Source organism: Algiphilus aromaticivorans DG1253 (genome assembly GCF_000733765.1).
Taxonomy (GTDB): Bacteria; Pseudomonadota; Gammaproteobacteria; order Nevskiales; family Nevskiaceae; genus Algiphilus; species Algiphilus aromaticivorans.
Map to the genome: position 1 here is coordinate 2,439,687 of NZ_JPOG01000001.1, position 25,995 is coordinate 2,465,681.

Genomic DNA, 25,995 nt, shown 5'->3' on the forward strand with positions numbered 1-25,995 from the left:
GTCTACCGGCCGCCACACGCTGCCGCGGCGCCAATGCACGGCGCGGCACTACCGGCAAAGCTCAGGCGGCGGAAGGGCCCTGCATTTGCTCAGCGAGCTGGCGACCGAGCAGCCGCACCCGGCGGCGCTGCGCACGCAGGGCGTGAGCCAGCGAATGCTCCATGGCGACAACGCGACCGCTGAGCTCGCTGTGCGCGATGCGATCGGCCAGGTCACGCCGTGCCGATTCGATGCGCTGCTGCTGGACCTGCGCCCACTCGGACAACGTGTGCGTGAAAGCGGCCCGCTCCTGCTCCAGAAGGTGCAGCAGATGCGCCACGCGTGACTCGTCCGCGGGCGCCGCCTCGGCGCGGGCACGCGCGGCCTCGAGCTGCGTCTCCAGCAATGCACGCTGGATCTTGAACTCCGGCACGCGCCGCAGATGCGAGGCCTGCCCGATCTTCTCGGCGCCGGCGATCAGCCACTTGGTGGGGTCGAACTGCCACCAGCGGATGCCGTTGCGGTAGTCCCACTGAAAGAGGTGGTGGAAGTTGTGGTAGCCCTCGCCGAAGGTCAGCATGGCGATGAGACCGTTGTCGCGCGCCGTGTTGTCGCGTGTGAAGGGCCGCTTGCCCCAGGTGTGCGCCAGCGAGTTGATGAAGAACGTGATCTGCTGAACCGCAACCAGCCGCAGCGCGCCGGCGATCAGCAGGCCGCCGATGATATCGCCGTGCAGCGCGCCGGCGGCCGCCGGCAGCAGCAGGTTCATGCCCAGCGCGAGCTTCAGATAGTGCCGGTGCTGGAAGGCCACCAGCGGATCGGCCTCCAGATCGCGCGCCACGGCTGGATCGACCTCGCCACTGGGATAGTCGCGCAGCATCCAGCCCATGTGCGCGAACCAGAAACCGCGCCTGATCGAGTAGGGGTCCGACTCGGTGTCATCGACGTGCTTGTGATGTACCCGGTGCATGGAGGCCCAGATCAGGATGCTGTTCTGCAGCGCCATGCTGCCGAAGAGCATCAGTACCCAGCGCAGCGGCCCGCGCGCGCTGTAGCTGCGATGCGCCCAGTAGCGGTGATAACCAGCCGTGATGGCAATGCCGCTGGCCCAGAAGAAGGCGAAGGCCCAGGCAAACAGCCAGAGCGACGGCCCCGTCGCCACGATATAGGCCGGCGCCGCAATCAGCCCGAGCGGGATGGTGATCGCGAACATGACCACGGCGGGCCAGTTGAGGGGAGCGGATGCAGCGGAGTCGGACATGCAAAGTTACCCACGGAAAGTCGGCAGACGAGGAGGCATGATACGACAGCGCCGTCAGCCCCGCGAGCCCACCGGGCGGGCCTGCCATGCCGCGCATCCGCACCCGCATCAAGGCCTTGACTGGATGCTTGTTGACACATTGACAGTACGTCAATACAGTGCCTTCATGCAGCCTCATCAACAACGTCGCAAGGAAGAGAAGGCGCAGCGCCGGGAAAGCATCCTCGACGCCGCCGAACAGGTCTTTGCCCAGAGCGGCTTCGATGCCGCGACCATGGACGATGTCGCCCGCGTCGCCCGCGTATCGCGTGCGCTGGTCTACGTCTATTTCGGCGACAAGCGCGAGCTGCATCTCGCCATCTGCCAGCGCGCCCTCGTCGAGCTTCGCAGCCTCTTCGAAGCCGCCGTCGCCAGTCAGGCGCGCGGCCGCGACCAGCTCGTCGCCATCGGTCGCAGCTACATGCGCTTCGCCGACAGCCATCCCTGCTACTTCCAGGCGCTGTCGCGCTACGAGGCCACCGAGGCCACCGAGGCCGAAGCCTGCGGCGGCGAAGACGCGACGCAGGACGCCGTCATGACCGCCGGCCGCGCCGTCCACGCCGTCACGGTCGCAGCCATCGAGCAGGGCATGCGCGACGGCAGCCTCCGGAGCGACATCGCCAATCCCATGCACATGGCCATGACGATGTGGGGCTTCACGCACGGCGTGCTGCAGATCGCGCAGCACAAGAGCTTCATGCTCGAACGCGAGGGCCTGAGCCCTGCCGCCTTCCTGGACCAGGCGGCCGAACTCGCCGCCCGCGCACTGGAGCCGACGACATGAGCGCCCGCATCCTGGCCGCCGGCCTGCTTCTGCTGCTCGCCTCCGCTGCACCCGCGTCGGGCGAGGACACGCAGCTCGACGCCTACGTCCGCGAAGCCCTGCGCCACAACCCGGTCATGGAAGCCGGCATGCAGGCCCTGCTCGCCCGCGACCTCGAGCGGCGCAGCGCGCGCGCCCGTCGCCTGCCCAGCCTCGACTTCTCGGCGCGCTACAGCCGCCAGACCGGTGGGCGCAGCATCGACTTCCCCGCCGGCCAGCTCTTCAACCCGATCCACGCCACCCTCAACGATCTGCTCGCCGACCGCGGCGATCCGCCGATGTTTCCCACCGACGTACAGGACATCGAGGAGCCGCTGCTGCGCTCGCGCGAACAGGACACTCGCCTGCAGCTGCGCGCGCCGCTCTACGCCCCAGAGCTGGGCGCTGCCATCGCCGCCGCCGTCGCCGAAACGCGTGCCGAAAGCGCACGACTGGAAGCCACCGCGCGCAACCTGGTGCGCGAGGTCAAGCGCGCCTATTTCGCCGCCGCGCGCTCGGCCGCCGCCGAGGACATTCTCGAGGCCAGCCGCGGGCTGCTCGCCGAGGACGAGCGCATCGCCAGGGTACTGCTGCGCGAAGGCAGCGCCACCGAGGACCGCGTGCTGCGCGCCCGCGCCGAGGTGCTGGCCGTGGAGCAGCGGCTGGATGCCGCCCGGGCGCGCACGCGCCAGGCACGCCGTCAGCTCGCACGACTGCTGGATCGTGACGACAGCTCCGACTTGGTGCTACCGGAGGTCGCCCCGGAGACCCTGCTCACCCAGGAGCTTCCGGCCAGTGAAGCGCTACCGTCAGCGGAATACGAAATCCCGCCGCGCCCGGAGCTGGAACGCCTCTCCAGCGCCGTCGAGGCAGCGGAGGCCGGTGCCGACGCCCGCCGCGCGCAGAGCCTGCCGCAGCTCAGCCTGGCCGCCGACTATGGCATCGAGGGCGAGGATTATCGGCTGTCGCGCGATGCCGACTTCGCCACGGTCTCGCTGGTGCTGCAATGGAATCTCTTCGACTTCGGCGCGCGCCGCGCCAGCCGCGACGCCGCCGCCGCCGAGGCCGCCCGCCTGCGCGCCGAGCGTGCCGATCTCGAAGCCACGCTGCGCCAGGCACTGACGTCAGCGCGTGAAGACCTGGCCGTGGCGCGCCGTGCCCAGGCCACCGCCGCCGCGCGCGTCGAGGCCGCCGAGGCCGCCTTCCGCATCGCCGAGCGCAAGCGCGAGGAGAACAGCTTGTCGCAAGTGGCATTCCTCGACGCCGAGCGCGCCCTCACCGAAGCGCGCCTGAATCTCGTCATCAGCCATTTCGCGCTACGCGATCAGCGCGCGGAAGTCGAGCTGGTCAGTGCGGGCTACCCCCTGCCACCGCTGCCGCTCACCGCCCCGGAGCCCCGGAAATGAAGGCCTTACCGACTCTCGCCCCAGCACCCTCTCGCCTGCTCGCGCTGGCCGTGGCCACGCTCGTGCTCGTTGCATGTGCCGAGACGCCCGAACCTCAGCCCGATCCGGCACGCGCCGTGCGCGTGGCCGTCCCCGAAACCGCGCCGGCGGCGCCGCCGATCGAGGTGATCGGACGGCTGGCGCTGCGCGATGAACAGCAGCTCGCCTTCCGCGTGGCCGGCATCGTCGATGAAGTGAATGTGCGCGCGGGCGAGAAGGTGAGCGCCCAGCAGGTGCTGGCGCGGCTGGATACCACCGATGTCGACGCCGCCGTCGAGGAGGCCGAGGCGGCCACGGAAAAGGCGCGCCGCGACTACGAGCGCGGCGAGCGCCTGCACGCCGACAATGTCATCACGCAGACCCAGCTCGACGATCTCGCCACCGCGCTGGAGGTAGCGCGCTCGCAACTGGCACGCGCCCGCTTCAACCAGCGCCACGCCGTCATCCGCGCGCCCGCCGACGGTGTCGTGCTGCAGCGCATGGTCGAGCCGAACGAGACAGTGGCCGGCGGCCAGCCCGTGCTGGCCGTGGGCGCCGACGGCGGCGGTTTTGTGCTCGACGCGGCGCTGCCCGACGCCGAAGCGCTGCGCGTCGCGCTCTCCGATCCGGCCACGATCCGCATCGACGCGCTGCCCGATACCCGCATCGAAGGCGCGGTCAGCGAGCTCGGCCAGCGCGCCGATCCGCGCACCGGCACCTTCGACGTCGAGGTCGCGCTGCAGGCCCGGGCCGAACAGGCCCTTGCCAGCGGTCTCGTCGCCCGCGCCCGCATCCTTCCGGCCGACAGCCGCGAAGCCACGCACAGCCGCATCCCGCTGTCAGCGCTGGTGGAAGGCGACGCCGAGGGCGTGCTGATCTTCCTGATCGACGACGGTGGCGAGCGTGTGCGCGCCCGCGAGGTCCGCGTGCGCTGGTTCGACGACGACGGCGCCGTGCTCGAGCAGCCGCTGCCCGAGGGCGCGCGCGTCGTGAGCATCGGCGCCGGCTTCCTGCGCGACGGCGAAGCCGTGCGCGTCATCGAAGACTAATCGAGACCAGGCCACCACCATGCGCCTCACCGAATTCGCGGTCCGCAACCCGGCCTTCATGCTGGTGGCCTTCGGCCTGCTGGTGGCCATCGGCGTCAGCAGCTGGCAGCAGATTCCGCGCACCGAGGATCCGGTCTTCGACATCTCGGCCTATCGCGTCATCGCCGTCTACCCCGGCGCCGACGCATTGGAGGTCGAGCGCCGGCTGGTCGAGCCCATCGAGGACGCGCTGAACACCCTCGACGACGTCAAGATCATCGCCGGCAGCGCCGACGATTCGCTGGGCAATGTGCGCGCGGAGTTCGAGGTCGGCGTCGACACCGATCGCACCTTCGACGCCATCAACCGCGAGATCGACCTGCTGCGGCCGGACTTTCCGGAGGGTGTGGCGCGCGTCGAGGTCAAGCGCATCAACCCCGGCCTGGTCAACATCGTGCAGCTCGGGCTGGTCTCCGAGAACGCGCCCTGGCAGCTGCTGGAGGACACCGCCGAGGATCTGAAGGACCGGCTGGAGGCCATCGCCCCGGTCAAGGACGTCGAGATCCAGGGCCTGCCCGAGCGCGAGCTGCGCGTCGAGATCGATCCCGGCCGGCTGGCCGCTACCGGCATCGCCGCCACACAGGTACACGAGGCCGTGGCGGCGCGAGCGCGCAACCTGCCCGGCGGATCGGTGGATGTTGGCAACAGGCGCTTCAACCTGCGCAGCAGCGGCGAGGTCGATGCCCTGGCGGAACTGCGCGAGACCGTGCTCGTGGCCGACGGCCAGCGCATGGTGCGCGTCGGCGACGTCGCGCGCGTGGCCTGGGATTACGGCCCGGAGCGGCACACCGCACGGCTGGACGGCGAGCGCGCGATCTACGTGCTGGCCAACCAGCGCGAGGAACGCAACGCCATCGACACGCGCGAGCTGATCTGGGCCGCGCTCGACGACTTCGAGGCGGAGCTGCCGCGCGGCGTCACCCTGGTGCGCGCCTTCGACCAGTCGCGCAACGTCGCCGCGCGACTCGGGCGACTGACCACGGACTTCCTGATCGCGCTGATCGCGGTCTCCTTCACGCTGCTGCCGCTGGGCTTCCGCTCGGCGGGGCTGGTCATGGTCTCGATCCCCCTGTCGCTGGCCATGGGGCTGTCGGCGCTCTATTTCACCGGCTTCACCCTCAACCAGCTCTCCATCGCCGGCTTCGTGGTTGCCCTCGGCCTGCTGGTCGATGACTCCATCGTCGTCACCGAGAACATCTCGCGCTATCTGCGTCTCGGCCACGAGCGCACGGAGGCGGCGCTGCTGGCCACGCGCCAGATCACGCTGGCGGTGCTGGGCAGCACGGCCACGCTGCTCTTCGCCTTCCTGCCGCTGCTGGCGCTGCCCGGCGAGGCCGGCAACTTCATCCGCGGCCTGCCGCTGGCGGTGGTATTCACCGTCACCGCCTCGCTGCTGGTGGCGCTGACCATCATCCCCTTCCTCGCCAGCCGCGCGCTGCCGCGACAGGTCGATGCCGAGGGCAACGTCATTCTGCGCACGATCATGCGCTTCATTCACGGCGTCTACCGGCCGATGCTGAAGGCCGCGCTGCGGCACCGCGCGCTGACCATGACGCTGAGCCTGGGGGCGGTGGTGGCAGCGGTGGCGACCATCCCCGGTATCGTCGGGCTGGCGATGTTCCCCAAGGCCGACACGCCGCAGGCGCTGGTGCAGATCAGCCTGCCCGACGGCGCCAACCGCCAGGCCACCGATCGCGTCCTGCGCAAGGTCGAATCCATCCTGCTGGAGCAGGAGGAGGTCGATCACGTCATGGCCAACCTCGGCCGCGGCAACGCGCAGATCTACTACAACATCTTCCAGCGCGAGATCGCACCGAACTACGCCGAGATCTTCCTGCAGCTCAAGGAATTCGACGGTGGCCGCACGCCCGTCTTCTACGAGCGCATGCGCGACCGCTTCGCCGACATCGCCGGCGCCGACATCGTGCTGCGCGAGTTCGAGAACGGCCCGCCCACCGAGGCGCCCATCGCACTGCGCGCGCTCGGCCGCGACCTCGACGAGCTGCGCCGGCTGGCGGCCGAGATCGAGGACGTCATGCGCGACACGCCGGGCGTACGCGACATCGTCAACGCCCAGCGACGCCAGCGGCTGGATCTCGCCCTGGACATCGACGAGCAGCGCATCGGCCTGCTCGGCGTTGACCCGCTGACCCTGGACGCGACCGTGGCAACCGCCCTCGCCGGCCAGCCCGCGGGCCGCGTCTTCAACGACCGCGGCGACGACTACCCGATCATCGTGCGCGCACCGCTGACCGAGGCACCGAAGCTGTCCGCGCTGGAGGGCCTGCACGTTCCGGCGCGCGACGGCACGCAGATTCCGCTGCGCCAGCTGGCCGACATCGAGCTGGCAGCCAGCCCGGCGCGCATCGAGCGCGAGCAGCGCCAGCGCGCCGCGATGGTGACGGCCTTCACTGAGCCCGGCTACAACACCGAAGAACTCACCTGGGACATCGTCGAGCGGGTGCGTGCCCTCGACTGGCCGCCGGGCTATTCCCTGGACATCGCCGGTGAAGTCGAGTCGCGCGAGGAGGCCTTCGGCGGCCTGGGCACGGCGATCCTGGTCGCGGTCTTCGGCGTGCTGGCCGTGCTCATCCTCGAGTTCGGCAGCTTCCGCAGCATGCTCATCGTCGCCGGCGTCGTGCCGCTGGGCATCATGGGCGGGCTGCTGGCGCTGCTGTTCACCAGCAACCCCGTCAGCTTCACCGCCATGATCGGCTTCATCGCGCTGATCGGGATCGAGATCAAGAACTCGATCCTGCTGGTGGACTTCACCAATCTGCTGCGCCGCCAGGGCAAGCCGCTGATGGAGGCCGTGGTCGAGGCCGGCGAGATCCGCTTCCTGCCCATCCTGCTGACCACGAGCACGGCCGTCGCCGGCCTGATGGCGCTGGCGCTGGCCGATTCGGCGCTGTACTCGCCGCTGGCCTGGGTCATCATCGGCGGGCTGATCAGCTCGACGCTGATCGGCCGACTGGTCACGCCGGTGATGTACACCCTCCTGCCGCCGCCGATCACGCCGAGCGAGGAATCCCTGCCCAGCCATGTCTGAGGCGCTGCCGGCCTGCCCGCTCTGCGCCTGGTTCCCCGCGCGCTTCCACGCGCGGGCCGATACCTGGCTGGATTTCTGGCGCTGCCCAGCCTGCGCGCTGGTCTTTCGCGACCCCGCGCAATGGCCGGCGCGGGATGCCGAGCACGTCCATTACCGGCTGCACGACAACCGTCCGGACGATCCGGGCTACCGCAACTTCCTGCGCCCCCTCTTCGATGCGCTGCGGCCGCGCCTGCCACCTGGCGCCGAGGGCCTCGATTTCGGCTGCGGGCCGGGCTCGGCACTGGCGGCAATGCTCGACGAAGCCGGCCACCCCATGCGGCTCTGGGACCCGCTCTTCGCCCCCGACACCGGCCCGCTGCAGCAGCGCTATGCCTTCGTCACGGCCAGCGAAGTCATCGAGCATCTGCACACGCCGATGGCCACGCTGTGCGAGATCGACGGGCTTCTCGCCGACGGCGGCCTGCTGGGCGTGCTGACCGGCTGGCCGCCTTCGCACTGGCGCGATTTCGCGCGTTGGCATTACCGGCGCGACCCGACGCACGTAGCCTTCTACGGGCCCGAGACGCTGCACTGGATCGCGCGGCGCTTCAGCTGGGCGCTGGCGCTGCCGAGCCGCAACGTCGCCGTCTTCGCCAGGCCGGGTCGCGACGGGTAGCGCGGACGGGCGCCGAGGCGCTAGCCTGCAAGCTCTTCGCCTTCCGGGAGCGCGCATGCTCGGAGCCATCGCCGGCGACATGATCGGTTCGGTCTACGAGAACGCACCGATCAAGAGCGAGGATTTTCCGTTGTGGCACCCGCACGCACGCGCCACCGATGACAGCGTGCTCGCCGTGGCCGTCGCCGAGGCAGCGATGGGCGACGGCGACTATGCCCGCGTGCTGCGCCGCTGGGGCCTGCGCTATCCGCACGCCGGCTACGGCGCGGGCTTCGCGGCCTGGCTGCGCGACCCGAATCCTGCGCCCTACGACAGCTACGGCAACGGCGCCGCCATGCGCGCGCCGGCGCTGGGCTGGCTCTTCGACAACGAGGCGGCCGTGCTGGAAGCCGCGCGCGCCTCGGCCCTGCCCACGCACAGCCACCCGGACGGCATCGCGGGCGCGCAGGCCGTGGCGCTGGCGGTCTTTCTGGCGCGCCGCGGCATCGCGCGCGATGATCTGCGCACGCGGCTGACGCTTTCCTTCGGCTACAAGCTCGACCGCAGGCTGGTCGATATCCGGCCCGGCTACCGCTTCGACGCGACCTGCCCCGGCTCGGTGCCCGAAGCCTTCATCGCCTTCTTCGATTCGAAGGACTTCGAGGACACCGTGCGCAAGGCGGTCAGCCTCGGCGGCGACGCCGACACCCAGGCCTGCATCGCCGGCGCCATCGCCGAGGCCTACTACGGCGGCGTGCCGCGCGGCATCGCCGCCGAGACACGCGCCCGCCTGCCTGCCGACATGGCAAAGGTGCTAGCAAACTTCGAGCAAAAGCGATTCCGGGAGTAGTCCCATGCACCAGCACAGTCTGCACGCCCACGCCCGCCACCTCGGATGGAGCCGCGACACGGAGCCGGCGCTGCGCGTCGCGCCCGACGACCGTGTAGAGCTGGACTGCGCCGAGGCCTCGGGCGGACAGATCACGCGCGACTCCGACGTCGAGGCCGTTCACCGCCTGGCGCCGGAGCGTGCCAATCCTCTGTCGGGCCCGATCGCGGTGGACGGCGCCGAACCGGGCGACGCATTGGTCGTGACCGTCGAGGATCTGGCGCCGCGCGGCTGGGGCTGGACGGCAAACATTCCCGGCTTCGGCCTGCTGGCTGACGAATTCCCGGACGCACATCTGATCGTGTCCAGACACGACGCCCGGAACATCGATTTTCCGGCCGGAGCGCGCCTGCCGCTGCGCCCCTTCATCGGCACCATCGGGGTCGCCCCGGCCGAGCCCGGCACGCATCCGGTGATTCCGCCCTACCGCACCGGCGGCAATATGGATTGCCGCGACCTGATTGCCGGAAGCAAGCTCTGGCTGCCCGTGGCCGTTCCGGAGGCACTCCTGTCGCTCGGCGACACCCACCTCGCCCAGGGCGACGGCGAGGTCTGCGGCACGGCCATAGAGGCACCCATGGGTGTGGCGATCTCGGTGGCGCTGCACAAGGGCGCCGCGCCCGAAACGCCGGTGCTGGAAATCCCCGCGGGCCCGCTACGCCGCGAGACCGGTGCGGGGTTCCTCGTCACCACTGGCATCGGCCCCGATCTGATGGCCTGCGCGCGCGACGCCGTGCGGAGACTCATCGACCGTCTGTGCGCCGAGCAGGGGCTAAGCGCCGTCGATGCCTACTGCCTCATCAGCGTCGCAGCGGATCTGCATATCAGCGAGATCGTCGACGCGCCGAACTGGATGGTGTCGGCCTACCTGCCGCGCGCCGTACTGGGCTGAGGCCGCGCCCGCCCCGCCACGGCGGAGCGTCACATCTGTGCAATACGGTCTTTCTAGGCTGCCTCAATCAGAAAACATCCACTGAGGCGAGCTAGGCCATGAGCAAGACCGACAAGAACCCCACAGCCCACCATTCCGACATCGCAGAGACGACGCCGCGACACTTCCGCAGCGTACTGAGCGCCCGTCTTTCGCGTCGCGACGCCCTGCGCGCCGGTTTCGGCACCACCGCCGGCGGCATGCTGGCCGGCACCGGACTCTACGGCTGCAGCAGCGACAGCAACGGCGGCGACAGCGCCCCCGAGCTGCGCTTCGAGTCCGTCGCCGGGCAACCCGGTGCGGACTTCAACGGCATCGCGCTGCCCGAGGGTTACACCTACGATCTGCTCATCCCATGGGGCACCCCCATCCTCGGCGACATGCCCGCCTTCAAGCCGGATGGCAGCAACACGGCCGCCGAGCAGGCGCAGCAGAGTGGCGAGTGGCACGACGGCATGGAGTTCTTCCCCATCGAGGGCTCGGCGACCAATGGCCTGCTCTGCGTCAATCACGAGAGCCTCAGCTTCAGCTTTTTCCACGGTTACCGCATGGAAGGTGGGGAAGCCGTTTCCAATCGCGAGACGAACGCCGACGACCTGCCGACCAATCCGGACCAGGTGCGCAAGGAGATCAACAGCCACGGCGTCTCGGTGGTCGAAATCCAGCGCGTTGCCGGCAAGTGGCAGGTGGTGGACTCCGGCCGCAACCGACGCATCACCGGCGCAACGCCGATGCGCTTCTCGGGTCCGGCCGCCGGCAGCGCGGTGCTGCAGACCGCCTACTCCCCCGACGGCACGCAGGGCCGCGGCACTCTCAACAACTGCGGCCGCGGCTTCACGCCCTGGGGCACCTACCTGACCTGCGAGGAGAATTTCCGCGGCTACCTGACAACTCAGGAAGACCCGGTGCCGGAAGAGAAGAACCGCTACGCGCTGAACGCCGGCGGCTTCGGCTTCCGCTGGGATAACGTCGCCGGCGACGCTTCCGAAGACAACGACGAGTTCCGCCGCTGGGACATCACGGCCACGGCCGGCAGTGCCAGCGCGGATTACCGTAATGAGGCCAACCACTTCGGCTGGATCGTCGAGATCGACCCGATGGACCCCAGCAGCGCGCCGGTCAAGCGCACCGCGCTCGGCCGCTTGGCGCACGAGGGCGCGCAGCCCGGTCGCATCGAGGCCGGCCGCCCCATCGCCTTCTACACCGGCGACGACGACCAGAACGAGTATCTCTTCAAGTTCGTCACCGCCGACGCCTGGGATCCGGACAACCCCGACCCCGACATGCTCGACAAGGGCACGCTCTACGTCGCCAAGTTCAATGACGACGGCAGCGGCGAATGGATCGCGCTGGATATCGCCGACAGCCGCCTGGCCGCGCGTTTCAGCAGCCAGGCCGAGGTCGTTACCTACGCCCGCATCGCCGGCGATCTGGTCGAGGCCACGCCGATGGATCGCCCGGAGTGGTCGACCACCGACCCGGCCACCGGCGAGATCTATCTCACCCTGACCAACAACGACGAGAAGGGCGATGACGCGTCCGGCCGCAACCGCTGGGAAGCCAGCGCCGCCAATCCGCGCGACCCCAACAACTGGGGCCACGTGCTGCGCTTCCGCGAAGCAGGCGACGACCCGGCCGCGACGAGCTTCACCTGGGACATCTTCGTCTTCGGCGCGCCGGCCGGCGCCGACAGCACCATCAACCGCTCCGGCCTGACTACCGACAACGAGTTCGCCGGCCCCGACGGGCTGTACTTCGACCCGCGCGGCGTGCTCTGGATCCAGACCGACAACGGCGGCAACGCGGTGGCCGACGCCACCAACGACCAGCTACTGGCGGTGGTGCCCGGCCGACTCAATGGCAATGCCATCACCACCGAAAACCAGAGCGAACTCAAGCGCATGATGGTCGGTCCCGGCCGCTGCGAGGTGACCGGCATCGTGCTGACGCCCGACGCGCGCACGCTCTTCGTCAACGTCCAGCATCCGGGCGACTCACTACCCAATTCCAACAGCTTTCCGGCCACCGGCGCGCCAGCACCTAACAAGTTGCCGCGCTCGACGACCATCGCCATCCGGCGTGAGGACGGCGGCGAAATCGCCCTCTAGCGCCTGCCCTGCATCCAGATGAAAGACCCCTTTGGCCCCGCTCCGGCGGGGCCATTTTTATCCGGTGGTTCGCTGCCGACAGCTCGCGGATTCCCGGGCAACGGTGCGCAGCGCCCGGGCAGCAGCGACCTCAGCTTTCCCATCGCAGCGCAGCGACGCCGTCGTCGACCCGGAACTGCGCTATGCGTTCCTGGCCCGCATCGGGGGCGCCTACCTGCGACACCGCCCAGTACTCGGCGCGGACCGCGTCCGGGGTGATCTCCAGCAGCGTGTAGCCGTTGCCTCCGTCGGTGAACTTGATGTGCGAATTGGGGGCCTGGAAGACCAGGGGATTGCCCACCACCAGCTCCTCCAGCAGATCGCCCGGGTCGGTGAGCAGATCGGGGTCGAGCAGCGATCGCCGATCACCGGCCGAGGTCGCCGAGGGCGTGACGAACTCCACGGCCTGCGCGCCCGCCCCCGTCAGCGGATTGTAGGCAGCCGGATTGCTGGGGTCCTGGGCCACATCGCTGGCGAAGGCGACGTGGAAATCCCCGGCCAGCACGACCACGTTGCCGATATTGCCTTCGTCCAGGGCCGCGAACAGCCGGTCGCGCGCCGCCTTGTAGCCATCCCATTGATCCGGGTTGCCGTAGACGCCACCACCGAGGCCGTCGGGCAGGCCGGCGACCTTGAGTTGCGCGAGCATGACCTGCTGCCCGATCAACCGCCAGCGCGCGGTGCTGTTGCGCAGCCGATCGAAGAGCCAGGCCTCCTGCTCGGCGCCGAGAAGCTGGCGCCCGGGGTCGGCGAAACCGCCTGTCTGCGTGAAGGCCGGCAGGTTGTCGCCGACGATGGTGTTCTCGGAAAGCTGCTGCTCGCGGCCGATGCGGCGCGTGTCGAGCATGGAAAGATCGACCAGATCGCCGAAGGCGAAATCACGGTAGATACGCAGCGGCTCGGCCGGATCCGGGCTGCGGATGGGCATCCACTCCAGCGCCGCCTGCAGCGCGGCAGCGTCGCGCGCGGCGAAATCTCCATCGGTCTCCGGGTCGTGGTTATCGGCGCCGTCGCGCCAGGTGTTGTTGGCGAACTCGTGGTCGTCCCAGACCCAGATCATGGCGTGCGCGGCGTGCAGCGCCTGCAGGTCTGCATCCTCGCGGTACTGGGAGTAGCGGCGGCGATAGTCGGCCAGCGTCACGCATTTATGCGGCGGGTCGTGCGGCCGCACGCGATCGGTGTTGCCGTTCTCGTAGATGTAGTCGCCCAGATGCAGCACGGCATGCAGGTCGTCGCGCTCGGCGACACGGGCGTAGGCATTGAAGAATCCGCGGCTGTAGTCGCCGCAGGTCAGCACGGCCAGGCGCAGCTGCTCGACTGCGCCTACCGGCAGCGTGCGCAGCCTGCCCACCGGCGAGGCCTCGTCGCCATCGAAGAATCCGAAGTAGAGCGTGCTGTCCGCCGGAAGGCCGGTCACATCCAGCTTCAGCGTGAAGTCCCGGCCGGCGTTGGTGGTTGCTACGCCGTCGTTGACGATATCGCGCAGCCCCGGGTCGCGCGTCACCCGCCAGCTGATATTGCGGGCGGCAACATCCCCCGGCTCGGGCGTGACACGGGTCCAGATAATGCAGCGATCCGCCTGCGGATCGCCGCTGGCGACGCCGTGAGCGAAGCGCGCGGAGGCGATATCGCGGCTACCGGAGCAGCCGAGGCTGCCGAGCGCCAAGGCCCCGGCCGAGCCCTGCAGAAAGTGTCGTCGCTTCAGTGGCGGCACGCGCCTCGCCTCCCGGTCATCGGCACATCATCGGTAGCAGCGATGACGGGGGCGTGACTCAGCGCGCGACCAGCGCCACGCTGGCCGCGATCATCATCTGCGACGCAAAGTAGAGCGGCAGCCCCCAGACGCGGTTGATCAGCGCCGGACGCACGAACTGGTCGCGGGCCACCGAGAGATCCGACAGCGCGAAGCCAATGGCGCCGGCCGCGATCAGCCAGTGCGTGCCGGCGACGACAGCGCTGATGGCTGCCACAACCATTGCGCCGATCACGCAGAGATAGACCAGCAACGGCAGGCGGAAATCCTCGGGAGCCTGCGGCAGCAGCCAGCGGCCACTGACCAGCAGCGCCATCACGACAATGGGTGCGGCAATAAGCGCAGCGACGCCGTGCAGGGGCAGTGCCGCGAAGGCCACAACGTAGGCGACGTGACCGAGCAGGAAGGCGTTCATGCCGGCCAGAAAAAGGCGGGGGCGCTCGCGCGGAATCAGCAGCACGTCGCCGGCCGCACCCAGCACGAGGCCGAGCAGAACCCATCGCCCATAGGCTGTATCCAGAGCGCCCCAGTGCAGCGCCGCCAGCACGAAGGCAACGGAAGCGAGCGGCTTGCCGACCCACTCCAGCGCACGCCGATCGCTGCGATCGGCGACAAGTACCAGCGCCACGCCCGTCGCGCAGGCCGCACATAACAGCACACTGATCATCGGCAATGCCCGCCCCCGCCAGCATGAATGATGGGAATCAACCGTGGCGGAGGGTAGCGTGGCGGGCAACATGGCGCCAGATCCCGCGCATCACACGACGCCGCGCATGCGGCGAGCGTGAACGCTTTACGCATGTCGCGGAACAGCCGATAATGCTATCCATTCGCATTAATCCAAGGAAGCACCATGGCGCAGAAAAGCTCCGGCCCGCTCGACACGCATTTCCGCCTGAAACCGGTCTACAGGCTGGGCCTGCTAATCGCCGCCGGCAGCAGCCTGCCGGCCGGCATCGCTCACGCCGCGGACAACGCGCTTACGACGTCGCACAGCGCAGCACCGACCCTGCTGGCGCAGATCGGCGGTGCTGAAGCCGAAGGTGAGGGAGAGGGCGCAGAGGCGGACGTCATGAGCAGCGACGCCGCCTATCTCACGCAGCTTGCGCTGATGCGCGGCCATCTCAACATCGGTGTGGCGCTATACCGGGAGGGACACACCGAAGCCGCGGCGACGCACATGAAGCACCCGCGCGATGAGCTCTACGCGGGGCTCGTGCCCGCCTTCAAGGTACGCAGCGTGCAAGGCTTCGAGAAGGCACTGACGGCGCTCACCGCCGCCGTATCCGACGGCGCCGACGTCGCGACGGTGGAGGAGGCCCTAGCAGAAGTCGAGATCGGCATCGAACAGGCCCGGACGGGCGTACCTGCAAGCGAGCGCATGGATGCGGTGACGCAGTTCCGGGTCATCGTGCGACTGATGCGCACCGCCGCCGAGGAGTACGCCATCGCCGTGGTAGACGGCCGCCTGGAGAACGCCCACGAATATCAGGACGCGCTCGGCTTCGTCCGCATCGCCCGCGAGCATGTCGAACGACTCGCCGAGAATCCCGAGCAGGCCGAGCGCAAGGGCGTCGCCGAGGCAATCCAGACCGCGCGCGAACAGCTCGATGCGATTCGCGATCTCTGGGTCGGCTTGATGCCTCCGGACAAGCTGGATCGCAACTCGGAACGCCTTTACGGCGCCACCGCGCGGGTCGAGCTCGCCGCCGCCGCCATCGACTGATCCGCGCTGTGCTGGCGATCAGCGGAGCGCTCGATGCGGCAAGCCTTGAGGCCATCCGAGAGCAACTGTCGGGCGACACCGTGCGCGTCGACGGACGCGCCACCGCCGGCGGCCGCGCACGCGACGCCAAGCACAATGAGCAGCTAGCCCCATCGGCCGCCAGCGAGGCAGTCACCAGGCTGACCGCCGAGCGGCTGCGCGCGCATGCCGTCTTCGCGGCCTATGCCCGGCCCCGGGATTTCCCGCGACTGCAGGTAAGCCGCTACGGCGCCGGCATGCACTACGGCTGGCACGTCGACGCCGCCAGGATCGACGGCATGCGCACGGACCTCTCCTTCACCTGCTTTCTCTCGGACAGCCAGAGTTACGACGGCGGCGAGCTTGTCATCGCCGACGATGCGGGCGAGCGCCACATCCGGCTGGAGGCCGGCGACTGCTTCGTCTACCCCGCCTCGACACTGCATCGGGTCAATACGGTCACCCGCGGCGAACGCTGGGCGGTCGTCGGTTGGGTTCGCAGCGAAATCCGCGACAACGAACAGCGCCGCTTGCTCTACGACGTCGACAACGCCATCGCCGCGCTGCCCGGCGAAAGCACGGGCGACGAGCTGGGCCTGGCGCTGGCGAGCATCCGCGGCCGCCTGCAACGGATGTGGATGGAAGGCTAAGGCCGACGACGCTTCAGTTGCGCTGAAGAGTTGCGGCAGACACCGTCGCTTGTGCGCACCGGGATCGGCCGCATCATGGGAAGACCATCCTCCCCATTGCGGAGCAAGCCATGACCTACAGCACAGCGCGCAACATCCTGCGGCGGATTCCTGGGCAGCCGGCCTCGGACGGCGCCGGCGTCCGGCTGCGCCGCAGCCTCGGCAGCAGGCCGGCGCTGCGGCTGGACCCCTTCCTCATGCTCGACGAGTTCAGCTCCAGCAATCCGGACGACTATGTCGCCGGCTTCCCGGAGCATCCGCACCGCGGCTTCGAAACGGTGACCTACATGCTGGAAGGCCGCATGCAGCATCGCGACCACATGCGCAATACCGGCGATCTCGGCCCGGGCGGCGTGCAGTGGATGACGGCCGGGCGCGGCGTCATCCACTCCGAGATGCCGCAGCAGCACGAAGGCCGCATGCGCGGCTTCCAACTCTGGATCAATCTACCGGCCGCGGAAAAGATGCAGCCGGCATCCTATCGCGACATCCCGGCAGCGGAGATCCCCGAAATCACCCCGGCCGAAGGCGTCCGACTGCGGCTGATCGCGGGCCGGCTCGACCTGAGCGGCGAGACTCTCTCCGGTGCTGTCAACGGCGACGGCGCGCGCAGCACGGATCCGCTCTACCTGGACCTGCGGCTCGAACCGGGGGCACAGCTCGCGCTTCCCGTGCCACCCGGCCACCACGCCTTCGTCTATCCCTTCGAGGGCGAGGCCTCCATCGCCGGTCGCCCCCTGCCCGCCCGCGACGCAACCGTGCTGAGCGACGGCGATCATGTCGTCATTGATGCCGGCGAGGCCGGCGCGGCGATGTTGTTGCTGGCCGGGAAGCCGATTGGGGAGGGGGTAGTGCAGTACGGCCCCTTCGTGATGAACACTCGCGAAGAGATTGAGCAAGCGCTTGAGGATTATCGGCGCGGTGTGCTGACTGCATAGCTTCATCCTGCCGTCCATGGCGCCAACGTGATGCCTCCGATCAGCACCGGCTCGGACTTTCGGCTCTGCATCCTGCTGCGCTCGAAAGCCCTGGGCGCACTTCCGTGTGCGCCCGCTGACCGCTACGCGGACAACCCTGTCCGAGCGCTCCCCGCGCTGCAAATGCCGCCGGGCATTCGGCCGCGGTTCGCCCATGTGCCGTGCACAGAAAAAGGCGCCGACCCCGAATGAGGCGGCGCCCTGTAGCGCTAGGCCGAGCGGGCCGGGCGCTTATTCGCTGCGCGTGCCGGCCTGGCCCTCAACCTGCACATCCGCACGAATGCTCGCGCGCTGCTCGGGGGTCATCGTCTGCCAGCGCTCGCGCGCGGCCTCGCGGCTTTCGGCGCCCTGCGCGCGCAGACGCTCGGTCACGGCGGTGCGCTCCTGCGCGCCGAGCGACTGCCAGGCTTTGGCACCCGCCTCGGCATTGGCCTCAGCACCAGCCTTCAGCGAATCGCGCTTGGCCTTGGCCGCGCTCGACACGCTGCCGGTGGCCGCCGCGCCTTGCTTGCGGGCGCCATCGGCAGCCGCCTCGGCTCCGGACTCGGCGCGTGCGCGGGTCTCGGATGCTGCCTCGGAGGCCCGATTGCCGGCGGCGCGGGCATCGCTCTTGGCAGCGGCAGCTGCATCGCTGGCCGCCTGGCCGTCGGCCTTCAGACTACCCTCGCCCTTGGCGTTGACGCCGCCGGGGCCAGCCTCGACCCCCGCGGAAAGGCCCGTCTCGGCGCCGACTCCAGAGCCCGAAGCCGCGCCCTGAACGGTGCCGCCGAGCTGGGCGGCACTGAGCCCGGGAAGGGCGATGAGTCCCACAAACATGATCGTGCTGGTCCGCATGAGAATTCTCCTGCTACCGAATGGAGATACTCATCTTGCGGGGAGGCGGTGAATTCAATCTGAACCACGCCCCTCGGGCAGGGTCGCGACATGCACTGTGCGCGTCGGGAAGGCGAAATCGATGCCGGCGTCGCGGAAAGCGCGAATCATGGCGAGATTGATTGCCTGCTGGGTATCCATGTAGCGCGCGTAATCCGGCGTCAGCATCCAGTACACGACCTCGTATTCCAGCGCCGAATCCGAGAAGCGGTGTAGGTGCGCGCGGTCGAAGCGTGCATCCGGCTGCGCCTCGATGATGTTGCGCAGCATCTCCGGAATGGCCTCGAGCTGCTCGGCGCTAGTCGAATACAGCACGCCGAAGCGGAACAGGATGCGCCGTTCCTGCATGCGCTGATAGTTGCGCAGACGCGCCTTGAGCAGGTCGGAGTTGGCGAAAACGAGCTGCTCGCCGCCGAGACTGCGGATGCGCGTGGTCTTCAGGCCGATGTGCTCCACCGTGCCCATGTACTCGTCGATGATCAGGAAATCACCAAGCACGAAGGGCTTGTCGATGACGATGGACAGCGAGGCGAAGAGATCGCCCAGGATGTTCTGCACGGCCAGCGCCACTGCGATGCCGCCGACGCCGAGCCCGGCCACCAGCGCCGTGACGTTGACTCCCAGGTTGTCCAGCATCAGCAACAGCAGCAGCGCCCATAGCAGCAGGCGCAGCATGAATTTCACGGCACCCAGCGTCGTCGCCGTGGCAGGGTCCGAGACGAGCGCGCGCTTCTTCGATCGCCCGATCCAGAACTCGACCAGCGCGCTGCCCCATAGCCCGAGCTGCAGAAAGGTTGCGATCACCGCCAGCACACGCAGCAGATCCCACAGGCGCTCGGGCAGATCCAGGTAATGGGCGCCGACATAGAGCGTCACGACCAGCACCAGCCACTGCTGGGTCCGCGCCACCGCCGCGACCACCGAATCGTCGAAGGGCGTCGCCGTGCGCGCCGCCATGGTCGCCAAGCGCGCGTGCGACAGCCATTTGATCACGCCCACCAGCACATTGATCGACAGGGCGATACCCAGCGCGGTCAGCCAATCGCGTGCGGGATTGCCGAGCAGGGAAGCATCGAGCAGAGCGAGAACATCCATGGGCAGCCGGAGCGAAGACGGAAAGGAATGCGCAGCTTAACGGAGCCCCGCCGCCACACGCGCTAGAGTGCGGCCCCGCCCCGAGGAATGCAGCGATGCCCGAGACCAGCCTCTACTGGCACGACTACGAGAGCTTCGGCGTCGAGCCGCGACGCGATCGCCCGGCCCAGTTCGCCGGCCAGCGCACCAATCTCGATCTCGAGCCGATCGGCGAGCCACTGAGCATCTACTGCCAGCCACCCGCGGACCTGCTGCCGCACCCGGAAGCCTGCCTGATCACCGGCATCACACCGCAGAAAGCCGAGGCGGAAGGACTGCCCGAACCCGCCTTCATCGCCCGCATCAACGAGGCGCTGGGCGCGCCGGGCACCTGCAGCGTCGGCTACAACAATCTGCGCTTCGACGATGAGCTGACGCGGCACACGCTCTGGCGCAACTTCTTCGATCCCTACGCCCGCGAGTGGCGCAACAACTGCTCGCGCTGGGATCTCATCGATGTCGTGCGGCTGGTCTACGCGCTGCGGCCGGAAGGCATCGAATGGCCGCGGCGCAACGACGGCGCACCGAGCTTCCGGCTCGAGGAGCTTGCCGAGGCCAACGGCCTGAGCAAGGAACGCGCCCACGACGCACTATCGGATGTGCACACCACCATCGCGCTGGCGCGACTGCTCAAGCAGAAGAAGCCCAAGCTCTTCGACTTCGTCTTTTCCAATCGCGACAAGCGCTCTGCGCGCGCCTTGCTGGATCCGGAATCGCCGCAGATGGTGCTGCATGTCTCGCAGCGCTTTCCGGCCGCCACCGGCTGCATCAGCCCCGTGCTACCGCTGGCGCCGCATCCGGTCAACGGCAACGCCGTGATCTGCTTCGATCTGCGCCACGATCCCCGCGACCTTCTGGAGCTACCGCCCGACGAACTCTTCGATCGGCTGTTCACGCCCGCCGAGGATCTACCCGATGACGTCGAGCGCCTGCCATTGAAGGCGGTGCACCTCAACCGCTGCCCGGTGCTGGCGCCGGTGGGCACCCTCAAGGGTGTCGATACCAACCGACTGGCCCTCGACATGGAGCGCTGCGAGCAACACGCGAAGCGGCTGCTGGCCGAGCTGGAGACGGTGCGCGAGACGGCCACAGAACTCTTCGCCACGCAGGACTTCGCCCCCAGCGCCGACCCCGAACAGGGGCTCTACGATGGCTTCGTCGGCGATGACGACCGCCGCCGCTGCGAGGAAATCCACAGCCTGGACGGCGCCGGCCTGAAGGCGCTGGGCACTCCTTTCGCGGATTCGCGTCTCAACGAGTTGCTGTGGCGCTATCGCGCCCGCCATTTCCCGGAGAGCCTGGACACCACCGAGGCCGCGGAATGGGCGCAGTGGCGTGAGAATCGCCTGCTCTTCGCACCTGACGGTGGACTCAGTCTCGATGACTACGACACCCTGCTCGGCCAGCTGCGCGCCCGCGTCACCGACGACGCCGGCATCGCGGTGCTTGATGAGCTGACGAGCTGGGGGCAACGGCTTCGCGGCGAGCTGGATGCCGGCACCTGAGGCACACGCGACCGAGAACCCCCTCCAAACGCATGAGTCTCTCCGGATGAAGCCAGCAGTGTCTGGGTGCGACACGATGCCTGTAACCTCCAGGGGACACCGCCCATGACCGCATCCGCCAACGACAGCCGAAGCCTTCGCGACGCACTGGGGAGCTTCGCCACCGGCGTCACGATCATCACCACACGCGCCGACGGTGATCGCTCGCTCGGTGTCGCCGCGGCCAGCTTCAATACCGTCTCCATCGAACCGCCGATGGTGCTCTGGAGCGTACCGCGCGCCGCCACCAGCGCAAGCTGCTTCGAGGGTGCGACCCACTGGGCGGTGCACATCCTGGCCAGCGACCAGGAAGCCATGGCCCGCCACTTCGCTGGCAACGGCAGCAACGATTTCTCGGCCTTTCGCGTCGAAGCGGGCAGCGGCGGCGCGCCGCTGCTGCCGGGCTGCGCAACGCGGCTGCAGTGCCGTACCGCCTTTCGCTACACCGGTGGCGATCACCTCATCTTCGTCGGGGAAGTGCTCGCCTTCGAGAGCCACGAACGCAGCCCGCTGCTCTTCCACGACGGGCGCTACACCCTCGCCCTGCAGAACGGCGACGCCGATACTCCGAACGAAGCCCGTGCCGAGTGGAGCGCCAACAACCTCGGCTATCTGCTCGGGCGCGCCTACTTTCAGCTCTACGCCCACATCCAGCCACACGCGCAGCGCAACGGCCTCGACGATGCGCACTACTTCGCGCTCGCGGTGCTGATCCTGCGCGACGGTCGCACGCTGGACGCCATCAACGCAGTCTTCGCCTATTCGGGCATCGAAACCAGCCCGGCGCAGATGCAGGCGCTGTGCGCGCGCGACCTGTTACGTGCCAGCGGCAGAGGCGCGAGCGCGCGCTATCACCTGACCGAAAGCGGCCGCCAGCTGACGCTGCGCATCGTCGCTGCCGCCGAGGCCGCCGAGCGCGACGCGCTGGCCGACATGTCGGAGGCCGACGCCACGGCGCTGCGTCACCTGCTGCACCGCTTCGTACGCCGCACCCGTCCCGTCCGTCCCCACCACAACCGAATCGCGGCCACCGGCAGCAGCGAGGCGCTCGGCTAGTCGCAGCGCATCTACACCCTTTGGCGCATGGCATCCCCTTCCGTTACCGCGCAGACTGGCGAACCAGCAACAGAAAGCCGAGGAGACAATATGGCCGCGGGGCGCTACGAAACTGAGTACCGGCAGTCCATCGATAACCCTGAAAGCTTCTGGGCCGAGCAGGCCGAGGCGCTGCACTGGGAACGGCGCTGGGATCGCGTGCTCAGCCATGACGACGCGGACGGGGCGCCACGCTGGTTCGCCGGCGGCCGCCTGAATACCTGCTATAACGCGGTCGACCGCCATGTCGATGCCGGCCGCGGCGAGCAGATCGCGCTCATTCATGACAGCCCGGTGACCGACAGCGTGCGCCGCTTCAGCTTCATCGAGCTGCGCGACGCCACCGCCCGCCTCGCCGGCGCCCTGCGTGCCGCCGGCGTCGAAACCGGCGATCGCGTCGTGATCTACATGCCAATGATCGCCGAGGCGGCCATCGCCATGCTTGCCTGTGCGCGCATCGGTGCGGTGCATTCGGTGGTCTTCGGCGGCTTCGCCGCCCCGGAACTGGCCAAGCGCATCGACGACGCCAAGCCGAAGGCGATCCTCAGCGCTTCCTGCGGTATCGAGGGCAGTCGCGTCATCGCCTACAAGCCGCTGGTGGACGCCGCCATTGAGGCGGCGAGCCACAAGCCGCAGAGCTGCCTGATCCTGCAGCGGCCGCAGTGCGAGGCCGAGTTGAGCGCCGGCCGCGACCGTGACTGGGAGCAGGCCGTAGCCGCGGCCGGACCGGCCGATTGCGTGCCCGTGGAAGCCACTGACCCGCTCTATGTGCTCTACACCTCCGGCACCACCGGCAAGCCCAAGGGCGTGGTGCGCGACAACGGCGGGCACGCCGTGGCGCTGACCTATTCAATGAAGGCGGTCTACGACATGAACCCGGGCGAGGTCTTCTGGGCGGCCTCGGACGTCGGCTGGGTGGTCGGCCACTCCTACATCGTCTACGCCCCGCTGCTCGCCGGCTGCACCACCGTCATGTTCGAAGGCAAGCCCGTGGGCACGCCGGATGCCGGCGCCTTCTGGCGGGTTGCGAGTGAGCACGGCGTGAAGGCGCTGTTCACCGCGCCCACCGCCTTCCGCGCCATCAAGAAGGAGGACCCGAAGGGCGAGCATCTGGCACGCTACAAGCTTGCGGCCTTCGAGGCGCTCTACCTGGCCGGCGAGCGCTGCGACCCCGACACCATCGACTGGGCATCCGGACTGCTACAGGTACCGGTCATTGACCACTGGTGGCAGACCGAAACCGGCTGGCCGGTGGCGGCGGTCTGCCGTGGTCTTCAGGACGAAGCGCCCCACATCGGCTCGGCGGGCCGGCCCGTGCCGGGCTACGACATCCGCGTGCTGGATGACGATGGCCATGAAGTGCCGCGCGACGCCATCGGCAACATCGTCATCCGCCAGCCGCTGCCTCCCGGCACGCTGCCCACGCTCTGGAACAACGAGCAGGGTTTCCGCGAGAACTATCTCGCGCGCTATCCGGGGCACTACCTGACCGGGGACGCCGGCAAGATCGACGCCGAGGGCTACGTCTGGGTGATGTCGCGCATCGACGACATCATCAACGTTGCCGGGCACCGCCTGTCCACCGGCGCGATGGAGGAAGTGCTGGCGGGCCATCCCGACGTCGCCGAATGTGCGGTCATCGCCGTGGCTGACGCTACCAAGGGACAGCTGCCGGTGGGCATGGTCGTGCTCAAGTCCGGCGTCGATCGCGATACCGAGGTGATCACACGGGAACTGATCCAGCGTGTGCGCGACGAAATCGGCGCCGTCGCCGCCTTCAAGCGCGCCATCGTCGTGCCGCGCCTACCCAAGACGCGCTCCGGCAAGGTGCTGCGCAAGACCATGCGTTCCATCGCCAACGGCGAGAACCTGACCGTGCCGGCGACCATCGACGATCCGGCCATCCTCGACGAGATTCGGGAGGCGCTGGGAGCGCCGGGCTGAGCGCACACCGCCCGATCAGCGCAATGGCTTAGCGCTATCTCGTAAGGGGTGGGCCAGGCTTCAGCCCGACGATGCGATTCGCAGCTCGCAACGAATGTATAGCAGCCAATCAGGCCGTCTCGTCGAAGAGTTCCCGACCGATGAGCATGCGGCGAATCTCGGAGGTGCCGGCGCCGATCTCGTAGAGCTTGGCATCGCGCCAGAGGCGGCCGGTGGCGTACTCGTTGATGTAGCCGTTACCGCCCAGCGCCTGGATGGCCTGGCCACAGGCCCAGGTCGCCTTCTCGGCGGCGTAGAGGATCGCGCCGGCGGCGTCCTTGCGCGTGGTCTCGCCGCGATCGCAGGCACGCGCCACGGCGTAGACGTAGCTGCGGCAGACCGAGGTACCAACGTACATATCGGCCAGCTTGCCCTGCATCAGCTGGAAGCTGCCGATGGGGTCGCCGAACTGCTGGCGCTCGTGGACGTAGGGCGTGACGATATCCAGCGCCGCCTGCATGAGGCCGACGGGCCCGCCGGATAGCACGACGCGCTCGTAATCCAGGCCGGACATCAGCACGTTGACGCCCTTGCCCACCGCGCCCAGCACGTTCTCCTCGGGCACCTCGCAGTTGTCGAATACCAATTCGCAGGTGTTGGAGCCGCGCATGCCGAGCTTGTCCAGCTTCTGGGCCGTGGAGAAACCCGCCATCCCCTTCTCGACGATGAAGGCGGTGATGCCGCGCGGGCCGGCCTCGGGGTCGGTCTTGGCGTAGACCACCAGCGTGTCGGCGTCCGGGCCGTTGGTGATCCACATCTTGCTGCCGTTGAGCACGTAGCGATCGCCCTTCTTGTCGGCGCGCAGCTTCATGCTCACCACGTCCGAACCAGCACCGGGCTCGCTCATCGCCAGCGCGCCGACGTGCTCGCCGGAGATCAGCTTGGGAAGATACTTCTGCCGCTGGTCGGGGCTGCCGTTCTTGTCGAGCTGGTTCACGCAGAGATTGGAATGCGCGCCGTAGGACAAGCCGATGCTGCCGGAGGCGCGGGAGATCTCTTCCATCAGAACGACATGGGCGAGATAGCCCATGCCCATGCCGCCGACGTCCTCGCCGGCCGTCATGCCGAGGGCGCCCAGCTCACCCAGCTTCGGCCAGAGCTGACGCGGAAAAACGTTGTCGGCATCCGTGGACTCGGCGATGGGCGCGATCTCGCGGCGGGCAAAATCGGCGGCCGCCTCGCGCAGCGCGTCGAGATCGGGCCCTAGGTCGTGGTTGAGGAATTTCATCGTCATCGGCGGCATCCGTTGGGGGAGCAGAATGCGCGAGTCTAGTGAGGCGCGGCATACTTGTGAAGTTCGGTTCATTTCATGCGCCCTCTGCCATGGCCTACCGCCGCTCCGCGCGCATGCAGGCGCGACTCGATGACAATCGCCGCCGTATCCGCGAAGCCGCGCGGCGCATCATCGCGCGCGGCGGCTTCCGGCAGGCGCAGATGGCGGCCATAGCCGAGGCGGCCGAGCTGTCCACCGGCTCGCTGTATCGCTACTTCCCCTCCAAGGCCGAGCTCTTCATCGACGTACTGGGCGCAGCGGCGGAGCGCGAGATCCAGCTGCTCGATGCCATCGCCGCCGGCAGCGGCACACCGGCCGAGCGGCTGGAGGCTGCGGTGAAGAGTTATGTCGGCCGCGCGCTGGAGGGGCCGCATCTGGCGCACGCCTTCATGGTCGAGCCGGTCGAGCCCGAGCTGGACAGCGCGCGCCAGCAACACCGCAAGCGCGTCGCCGCAGCCTTCGCCCGCGTCCTCGAAACCGGTATCGCCGAAGGCGACTTCCCCGAGCAGGATGCCGGGCTCAGTGCATCATGCCTGGTGGGCGCAATGACCGAGGCGCTGAGCGGCCCCACCGCTGAAGCCCCCGAGACACCCGTCGAGCGCGCCGCGCTACTGGAACGCATCAGCACCTTCTGTCTGCGCGCGGTCGCCGAGAATCGCGACCCGACACGCATCGCCGACTGAG

The 25,995-nt window shown here is 68.7% G+C and carries 21 protein-coding genes; 15 read left to right on the plus strand and 6 right to left on the minus strand.

The window, feature by feature from the left end; all coding sequences use genetic code 11:
* Positions 1-61: 61 nt before the first annotated feature.
* Positions 62-1,240: an acyl-CoA desaturase gene (locus U743_RS11420; RefSeq protein WP_043768445.1), complete on the minus strand. Its 1,179-nt coding sequence runs from the start codon at positions 1,238-1,240 to the stop codon at positions 62-64.
* 166 nt (positions 1,241-1,406) lie between these two features.
* Here U743_RS11420 and U743_RS11425 point away from each other — a divergent pair, with 166 nt between their 5' ends.
* The 8 genes from U743_RS11425 to U743_RS11460 all read left to right on the plus strand — a co-directional run bounded on the left by U743_RS11425 (position 1,407) and on the right by U743_RS11460 (position 12,207).
* On the plus strand, positions 1,407-2,063 hold the full coding sequence (locus U743_RS11425) for a TetR/AcrR family transcriptional regulator (RefSeq protein WP_043768447.1): 657 nt from the start codon (positions 1,407-1,409) through the stop codon (positions 2,061-2,063).
* Positions 2,060-3,487, plus strand: coding sequence for a TolC family protein (locus U743_RS11430; protein ID WP_043768450.1), 1,428 nt, complete (start codon positions 2,060-2,062; stop codon positions 3,485-3,487). The genes U743_RS11425 and U743_RS11430 overlap by 4 nt, the downstream gene beginning before the upstream one ends.
* Positions 3,484-4,554 carry an efflux RND transporter periplasmic adaptor subunit gene (locus tag U743_RS11435; protein WP_043768452.1) on the plus strand — a complete coding sequence of 357 codons (1,071 nt, stop codon included), beginning with the start codon at positions 3,484-3,486 and terminating at the stop codon, positions 4,552-4,554. Before U743_RS11430 ends, U743_RS11435 begins: the two co-directional genes overlap by 4 nt.
* Before the next feature lie 19 nt (positions 4,555-4,573).
* Complete coding sequence (locus U743_RS11440) at positions 4,574-7,642, plus strand: efflux RND transporter permease subunit (protein WP_043768454.1); 3,069 nt, start codon at positions 4,574-4,576, stop codon at positions 7,640-7,642.
* On the plus strand, positions 7,635-8,300 hold the full coding sequence (locus tag U743_RS11445; RefSeq protein WP_043768456.1) for a methyltransferase domain-containing protein: 666 nt from the start codon (positions 7,635-7,637) through the stop codon (positions 8,298-8,300). The genes U743_RS11440 and U743_RS11445 overlap by 8 nt, the downstream gene beginning before the upstream one ends.
* Positions 8,301-8,355: 55 nt before the next feature.
* Complete coding sequence (locus U743_RS11450; RefSeq protein ID WP_043768458.1) at positions 8,356-9,129, plus strand: ADP-ribosylglycohydrolase family protein; 774 nt, start codon at positions 8,356-8,358, stop codon at positions 9,127-9,129.
* 4 nt (positions 9,130-9,133) lie between these two features.
* Positions 9,134-10,060, plus strand: coding sequence for an acetamidase/formamidase family protein (locus U743_RS11455; RefSeq protein ID WP_043768460.1), 927 nt, complete (start codon positions 9,134-9,136; stop codon positions 10,058-10,060).
* 98 nt (positions 10,061-10,158) lie between these two features.
* A complete protein-coding gene (locus U743_RS11460) occupies positions 10,159-12,207 on the plus strand; it encodes a PhoX family protein (protein WP_043768462.1) in 2,049 nt (682 codons plus the stop codon).
* 130 nt (positions 12,208-12,337) lie between these two features.
* Here the strand turns inward: U743_RS11460 and U743_RS11465 are convergent, their stop codons facing one another.
* Positions 12,338-13,960 (minus strand): alkaline phosphatase D family protein, encoded by a 1,623-nt coding sequence (locus U743_RS11465; RefSeq protein ID WP_052367984.1) that lies wholly within the window; start codon positions 13,958-13,960, stop codon positions 12,338-12,340.
* 58 nt (positions 13,961-14,018) lie between these two features.
* Positions 14,019-14,666 carry a lysoplasmalogenase gene (locus U743_RS11470; protein WP_043768464.1) on the minus strand — a complete coding sequence of 216 codons (648 nt, stop codon included), beginning with the start codon at positions 14,664-14,666 and terminating at the stop codon, positions 14,019-14,021.
* A 186-nt stretch (positions 14,667-14,852) separates the two neighbouring features.
* Here U743_RS11470 and U743_RS19305 point away from each other — a divergent pair, with 186 nt between their 5' ends.
* The 3 genes from U743_RS19305 to U743_RS11485 all read left to right on the plus strand — a co-directional run bounded on the left by U743_RS19305 (position 14,853) and on the right by U743_RS11485 (position 17,370).
* On the plus strand, positions 14,853-15,725 hold the full coding sequence (locus U743_RS19305) for a hypothetical protein (protein ID WP_052367993.1): 873 nt from the start codon (positions 14,853-14,855) through the stop codon (positions 15,723-15,725).
* 8 nt (positions 15,726-15,733) lie between these two features.
* Positions 15,734-16,393: a Fe2+-dependent dioxygenase gene (locus tag U743_RS19310; protein WP_052367995.1), complete on the plus strand. Its 660-nt coding sequence runs from the start codon at positions 15,734-15,736 to the stop codon at positions 16,391-16,393.
* Positions 16,394-16,503: 110 nt separating this feature from the next.
* The gene (locus U743_RS11485; protein ID WP_043768466.1) at positions 16,504-17,370 is read left to right on the plus strand and encodes a pirin family protein; all 867 of its coding nucleotides are present in this window, start codon (positions 16,504-16,506) and stop codon (positions 17,368-17,370) included.
* A gap of 270 nt (positions 17,371-17,640) precedes the next feature.
* Here the strand turns inward: U743_RS11485 and U743_RS11490 are convergent, their stop codons facing one another.
* Positions 17,641-18,243, minus strand: a complete 603-nt coding sequence (locus U743_RS11490) for a hypothetical protein (RefSeq protein WP_043768468.1) — start codon at positions 18,241-18,243, stop codon at positions 17,641-17,643.
* A gap of 54 nt (positions 18,244-18,297) precedes the next feature.
* A complete protein-coding gene (locus U743_RS11495; RefSeq protein ID WP_043768470.1) occupies positions 18,298-19,377 on the minus strand; it encodes a mechanosensitive ion channel family protein in 1,080 nt (359 codons plus the stop codon).
* Positions 19,378-19,472: 95 nt separating this feature from the next.
* Between U743_RS11495 and sbcB the strand changes: the two genes are divergently transcribed.
* The 3 genes from sbcB to U743_RS11510 all read left to right on the plus strand — a co-directional run bounded on the left by sbcB (position 19,473) and on the right by U743_RS11510 (position 23,999).
* A complete protein-coding gene (gene sbcB, locus U743_RS11500; RefSeq protein WP_043768472.1) occupies positions 19,473-20,921 on the plus strand; it encodes an exodeoxyribonuclease I in 1,449 nt (482 codons plus the stop codon).
* 105 nt (positions 20,922-21,026) lie between these two features.
* A complete protein-coding gene (locus U743_RS11505; RefSeq protein WP_043768474.1) occupies positions 21,027-22,016 on the plus strand; it encodes a flavin reductase family protein in 990 nt (329 codons plus the stop codon).
* A 90-nt stretch (positions 22,017-22,106) separates the two neighbouring features.
* Positions 22,107-23,999: a propionyl-CoA synthetase gene (locus U743_RS11510; protein ID WP_043768476.1), complete on the plus strand. Its 1,893-nt coding sequence runs from the start codon at positions 22,107-22,109 to the stop codon at positions 23,997-23,999.
* Positions 24,000-24,108: 109 nt separating this feature from the next.
* Here the strand turns inward: U743_RS11510 and U743_RS11515 are convergent, their stop codons facing one another.
* Complete coding sequence (locus U743_RS11515; protein WP_043768478.1) at positions 24,109-25,272, minus strand: isovaleryl-CoA dehydrogenase; 1,164 nt, start codon at positions 25,270-25,272, stop codon at positions 24,109-24,111.
* An 89-nt stretch (positions 25,273-25,361) separates the two neighbouring features.
* Between U743_RS11515 and U743_RS11520 the strand changes: the two genes are divergently transcribed.
* A complete protein-coding gene (locus tag U743_RS11520; protein WP_043768480.1) occupies positions 25,362-25,994 on the plus strand; it encodes a TetR/AcrR family transcriptional regulator in 633 nt (210 codons plus the stop codon).
* Position 25,995: the final 1 nt, after the last annotated feature.